4 protein-coding genes are annotated in these 6,328 nt (G+C 64.4%); 3 read left to right on the forward strand and 1 reads right to left on the reverse strand.

Annotated features, from left to right (window positions below):
• The coding region (locus EOA36_RS23420; protein WP_127279616.1) for a LysR family transcriptional regulator at window positions 1-300 on the reverse strand (300 nt) is incomplete at its 3' end.
• A 102-nt stretch (window positions 301-402) separates the two neighbouring features.
• Here EOA36_RS23420 and EOA36_RS23425 point away from each other — a divergent pair.
• The 3 genes from EOA36_RS23425 to EOA36_RS23435 all read left to right on the forward strand — a co-directional run.
• The gene (locus EOA36_RS23425; RefSeq protein ID WP_127279617.1) at window positions 403-1,599 is read left to right on the forward strand and encodes an acyl-CoA dehydrogenase; all 1,197 of its coding nucleotides are present in this window, start codon (window positions 403-405) and stop codon (window positions 1,597-1,599) included.
• A 114-nt stretch (window positions 1,600-1,713) separates the two neighbouring features.
• Complete coding sequence (locus EOA36_RS23430) at window positions 1,714-5,073, forward strand: transglutaminase family protein (protein WP_127279618.1); 3,360 nt, start codon at window positions 1,714-1,716, stop codon at window positions 5,071-5,073.
• 6 nt (window positions 5,074-5,079) lie between these two features.
• The coding region (locus EOA36_RS23435; RefSeq protein WP_189553324.1) for a circularly permuted type 2 ATP-grasp protein at window positions 5,080-6,328 on the forward strand (1,249 nt) is incomplete at its 3' end.

Raw genomic sequence — 6,328 nt, forward strand, 5'->3', positions numbered from 1 at the left:
GTTCAGGATGCCGCTATGCTGATTGCTCATCAATCCGAGCGCCGCGTCGCGCAATTGGCCAAGGGCGGAACGCACCGTCTCGGCATAGATTTCGCCTGCCGTGGACAGGCGGACGTTGCGGCTGTCGCGCTCGAACAATCGGCGGCCGAACTGATCTTCCAATAGCCTGATCTGCCGGCTGACCGCACCCTGGGTCAAATCCAGCTCTTGGGCAGCGGCGGTGAAGGAGCCGAGCCGGGCCACCGCCTCGAAGGCGGCGAGGGCACTGATGTTGGGCAAAAGGCGACGCTGGACACTCATGATCCATTCCTAACGCTCATTGATCGGTGAAGCAATTTCGTTTGATTTTTTCAAGGCACAGGCCGATAAGCCGGGCTTCACCCTTCGAAGGATCGAAAAGCCATGGCCGCCGACAAGAATGCATTCGTCTGGGAAGACCCGTTCCTGATCGAGGGCCAGCTTTCGGAAGATGAGCGTATGGTGCGCGACGGCGCTGCCGCCTTTGCCGCCGACAAGCTCGCGCCGCGCATCGAGGAAGCGTATCTCAACGAGACTTTCGACACGGCGATCTTCCGCGAGATGGGCGAGGCCGGCCTGCTCGGCATCAACATCCCGGAGGAGTTCGGTGGCCTCGGCGCAAACTATGTCACCTATGGGCTGGTGGCGCGGGAAGTCGAACGTGTCGATTCCGGCTACCGCTCGATGATGTCGGTGCAGTCGTCGCTGGTGATGTATCCAATTTACGCCTATGGCTCGGATGAACAGCGCAAGAAGTACCTGCCGAAGCTCGCCAGTGGCGAATGGATCGGCTGTTTTGGCCTGACCGAGCCGGATGCCGGCTCCGACCCCGGCGGCATGAAGACCCGCGCCGAAAAGACCGCCAACGGTTACAAGCTGACCGGCTCCAAGATGTGGATTTCCAATGCGCCGGTCGCCGACGTGTTCGTCGTCTGGGCGAAGGTGAAGGGCGAGAACGGCAAGGACGAGATCCGCGGTTTCGTGCTGGAAAAGGGCATGAAGGGGCTTTCGGCCCCCAAGATCGGCGGCAAGCTCTCGCTGCGCGCTTCGATCACCGGCGAAGTGGTGATGGAAGGCGTCGAGGTCGGCGAGGACGCGCTGCTGCCCAATGCCAAGGGCCTCGGCGGACCGTTCGGTTGCCTCAACCGGGCCCGCTTCGGCATTTCCTGGGGCTCGATGGGAGCGGCGGAAGATTGCTGGCATCGCGCTCGCCAGTATGGCCTGGACCGCAAGCAGTTCGGCAAGCCGCTGGCCGGCACCCAGCTTTACCAGAAGAAGCTCGCCGACATGCAAACCGAGATCGCGCTTGGGCTGCAGGCATCCTTGCGCGTCGGGCGGCTGCTCGACGAGGGCAAGATGGCGCCGGAGATGATCTCGATCGTCAAGCGCAACAATTGCGGCAAGGCGCTCGATATCGCCCGCCAGGCCCGCGACATGCATGGCGGCAACGGCATCCAGATCGGCTACCACGTCATGCGCCACGCGCAGAACCTCGAGACCGTCAACACCTATGAGGGCACGCATGACGTGCATGCGCTGATCCTTGGACGGGCGCAGACGGGGATACAGGCGTTCTTTTGAGCGACTTTAAGCCGGCAACGGGTTCTTTAGTTTAGGTGCGCCGCAACATCCGCTTGGAGAATGGCGGCCAGATGTGGCAGGGTTCGGCCAGCTAAACGCCGATCCCGGGGCCCCATGGCAATTCTGGCAGCCGTCTACCACCTGACCCACTACAAATATGACCGGCCGGTGGTGCTCGGCCCTCAAATCATCAGGCTTCAGCCTGCACCGCATTCCCGCACCAAGGTGTTGAGCCATTCGCTGAAGGTCGAACCGGCGAACCATTTCGTCAATCTGCAACAGGATCCCTACGGCAATTTCCTCGCCCGGTTCGTCTTTCCCGAGCCGGTGACGGAGCTGAAGATCGAGGTCGACCTCGTCGCCGACATGACTGTCTACAATCCGTTCGACTTCTTCGTCGAACCGTCGGCGGAGGCGTTCCCGTTCGATTATCCCGAGGAAATCAGGGAGGATCTGGCCATCTACCGGACACCGGAGCCGGCGGGGCCGCTTCTCTCGGCTTTCCTGGAATCCGTCGACCGCAGCGCGCCCAACACGGTCAATTTCCTCGTCGACCTCAATGCAAGGCTGCAGCGCGAGATCGCCTATATCGTGCGCATGGAGACCGGCGTCTTCTCGCCGGAGGAAACGCTGGCCGCGGGCAAGGGTTCGTGCCGCGATTCAAGCTGGCTGCTGGTGCAGATCCTGCGCAATCTCGGCATCGCCGCGCGCTTCGTCTCGGGCTACCTGATCCAACTCAAGCCCGACCTTGTCGCGCTGGATGGGCCCGCAGGTACATCGGTCGATTTCACCGACCTGCATGCCTGGTGCGAGGTCTATCTTCCCGGCGCCGGCTGGATCGGCTTCGACCCGACCTCCGGCCTGCTCACCGGCGAGAGCCATGTGCCGCTGGCCGCGACACCGCATTTCCGCAATGCGGCACCGATTTCGGGCATGGCGAGCTTTGCCAATGTCGAGTTCGGCTTCGACATGCGGGTCGATCGCATCGCCGAACATCCGCGCATCACCAAGCCGTTCTCGGATGAAAGCTGGCAGGCGCTGGACGCGCTCGGCAACAAGGTCGATGCCGCGCTCGCGGCCGGGGATGTGCGGCTGACGATGGGCGGCGAGCCGACCTTCGTGTCGATCGACGATTTCGAATCCGCCGAGTGGAACACGGCCGCCGTCGGGCCGACCAAGCGCGAAAAGGCCGACGCGCTGATCCGCCGGCTGCGCGAGCGCTTCGCGCCGGGAGGCTTTCTGCACTACGGCCAGGGCAAATGGTATCCCGGTGAAAGCCTGCCGCGCTGGACGTTTTCGCTCTACTGGCGCGCCGACGGCGAGCCGGTATGGAGCGACCCGTCGCTGATCGCGCGGGAGAAAAGCTCGACCGATATCGGGCCGAAACAGGCCGAAAGCCTGCTGACGGCGATCGCCGGCGAGCTCGGCATCGACACCTCCATGGTCAGCGAAGCCTATGAGGACCCAGCCGAATGGCTGCTCAAGGAAGGCAAGCTGCCCGAGAATGTCGACCCGTCCAACTCCAAGCTGGAAGACCCGGAAGAGCGCAGCCGCATGGCGAAGGTGTTCGAGCGCGGGCTGACCAAGCCGTCCGGCTATGTGCTGCCGGTTCAGCGCTGGAACAGCCAGGCGTCCGGCCAGCGCTGGCGGTCGGAAAAATGGACGACGCGGCGCGGCCGGTTGTTCCTGGTGCCCGGCGATTCGCCGGTCGGCTATCGTCTGCCGTTGGGAACGCTGCCCTATGTGCCGCCGGCGCAATTTCCCTACATCGTGCCTGTCGATCCGTCGCTGCCGCGTGGGCCGCTCCCCGTGCGGGAAGCGATCTTGCCGACGGCCGCTCCGGCCGAACTGGAAGGCGCCGACGAAATGGCCCGCCGCCAGCAGGCGGTATCCTTCACCGCTGTCAGTGGCCAGCAGGACCGCGTCGAGCAGGAGATCACCGAAATCGGCGGGGCGGTGCGCACGGCACTTTCGGTAGAACCGCGTGATGGAAGGCTGTGCGTTTTCATGCCGCCGGTCGAGGCGCTGGAAGACTATCTTGAACTCGTGGCCGCTGCCGAGAACGCTGCAAAGGCGATAGGCCTTCCCGTGCATATCGAGGGCTACGGCCCGCCGCACGATCCGCGCCTCAACGTCATCCGCGTGGCACCCGATCCCGGCGTCATCGAGGTCAACATCCATCCCGCCTCGAACTGGCAGGATTGCGTGGCGACCACGACGGCGATCTACGAGGAGGCGCGGCAGACGCGGCTGGGCGCCGACAAGTTCATGATCGACGGCCGCCACACCGGTACCGGCGGGGGCAACCATGTCGTGGTCGGCGGCACCACGCCCAACGACAGCCCGTTCCTGCGCCGGCCCGATCTGCTGAAAAGCCTGGTGCTGCAATGGCAGCGGCGTCCCTCGCTGTCCTATCTGTTCTCCGGCCTGTTCATCGGCCCGACCAGCCAGGCGCCGCGCTTCGACGAGGCGCGGCACGATTCGCTCTATGAACTCGAAATCGCGATGGCGCAGGTGCCGCATCCCGACCAGGGGGCCGCACCCTTGCCATGGCTGGTCGATCGCCTGTTCCGCAATCTGTTGACCGACGTCACCGGCAATACGCACCGCTCGGAAATCTGTATCGACAAGCTGTTTTCCCCCGATGGCCCAACTGGCCGGCTTGGCCTTGTCGAATTCCGTGGATTCGAGATGCCACCCAATGCGCGCATGTCTCTGGCGCAGCAGTTGCTGGTCAGGGCAATCATCGCACGCGCCTGGAAGAACCCGCTCGACGGGCGCTTCGTGCGCTGGGGCACCTCGCTGCATGACCGCTTCATGCTGCCGCACTATGTCTGGGCGGATTTTCTCGAGGTGCTCGACGACCTCAAGCTCAACGGCTTCGAGTTTCGGCCCGAATGGTTCGACGCCCAGCTCGAATTCCGCTTTCCCTTCTGCGGCGAAGTCCAGCATGCCGGCATCAAGCTGGAGCTCAGGCAGGCGCTGGAGCCGTGGCATGTGATGGGCGAGCAGGGCGCGATCGGCGGCACGGTGCGTTTCGTCGATTCCTCGGTCGAACGGCTGCAGGTCAAGACCGAAGGTCTCAATCCGGAGCGCCACGCGATCGTCTGCAACGGCCGCATCGTGCCGATGAAGGTTACCGACGACAGGGAGGTCGCGGTGGCGGGCGTGCGCTTCAAGGCCTGGCAGCCGGCCTCGGGGCTGCATCCCGCGCTGCCGGTCAACACACCGCTGGTGTTCGACATCTATGATCGCTGGTCCGGCAGGGCGGTTGGCGGCTGCGTCTACCATGTCGCGCATCCCGGTGGGCGCAACTACGACACGTTCCCGGTCAATGGCAACGAGGCGGAGGCACGGCGGCTCGCCCGCTTCGAACCACGCGGCCATACGCCGTCCGGCTATGTGTTGCGCGAGGAACAGCCGGCGGAAGATTTCCCGATGACCCTTGACCTCAGGCGTCCACCAAGACTGTGATCTGACATGGCAAAGGGGAATCACAAAAGGGTACGCGGCAAGCCGCAGGCCCACAGCCTGCTGGAGCACTACCAGCCGATCGATGGCGTCGTCGACGAGATGGTTGACGCTTCGGGCAATCCCCGTCCGGTCTGGAAGCATTTTGTCGAGGCGCTGGACGAACTCGGGGCCGAAAAGCTCGGTCAGCGCTTCGCCCGCGCCGACCAGTATCTGCGTGATGCCGGTGTTTACTACCGCGTCTATGACAAGGCGGGCGCCAACGAGCGCGAATGGCCGCTGGCGCATATTCCCGTGCTCATCGAGGACAGCGAGTGGCAGGCGATCAGCGCCGGCCTGGTGCAGCGCGCCGACCTGTTCGAGGAAATTGTCGCCGATATCCATGGGCAGAACCGGCTGATCGACAAAGGCATCCTGCCGGCAGGGCTAATCGCGGCGAGCCCCGAATATTTGCGACCCGTGGTTGGCACCACGCCGGCGGGGGGGCATTTCCTGCACTTCTGCGCCTTCGAACTCGGCCGGGGCCCTGACGGCCGCTGGTGGGTGCTGGGCGACCGCACCCAGGCGCCTTCAGGCGCCGGTTTCGCGCTGGAGAACCGCGTCGCCACCACGCGCGCCTTGTCCGACATCTATGGCGAGATGCATGTGCACCGGCTCGCCGGCTTCTTCCGTCGCTTCCGCGATGCGCTGATCGGCATGGCAAAGGAGAGCGACGGCCGCGTCGCCATCCTGACGCCGGGCCCCCTCAACGAAACCTACTACGAACACGCCTATATCGCCCGCTACCTCGGCATCATGCTGCTCGAAGGCGAGGATCTGACCGTTTCCGGCGGCAGGCTGATGGTGCGCACCGTGTCCGGCCTGATGCCGATCAGCGTGCTGTGGCGGCGGCTCGACGCCGCCTTCGCCGATCCGCTCGAACTGCGCCCGGATTCGCAGATCGGCACGCCGGGCCTGGTCGAAGCGATCCGGCAAGGCACGGTGTCCACCGTCAATGCGCTTGGCTCTGGCCTGATGGAGACGCGTGCGCTGCTTGCCTTCCTGCCCAAGATCGCGCGCGAATTGTGGGGCGAGGAGCTGCTTTTGCCCAGTGTGGCGACATGGTGGTGCGGGCAGGAGACGGAGCGCGCCCATGTGCTCGCCAATATCGATCGCATGGTGGTCGGCCCGGCGCTGTCGACAAGACTTGCCTTTGAGGATGACGGACAGACAAAGCTCGGCTCGGCGCTGTCGGTCGGGGAACGGGCGGAGCTGGTGG

Origin of the sequence: Mesorhizobium sp. M8A.F.Ca.ET.021.01.1.1, assembly GCF_003998025.1 — a bacterium.
In the GTDB taxonomy this organism is placed as follows: domain Bacteria; phylum Pseudomonadota; class Alphaproteobacteria; order Rhizobiales; family Rhizobiaceae; genus Mesorhizobium.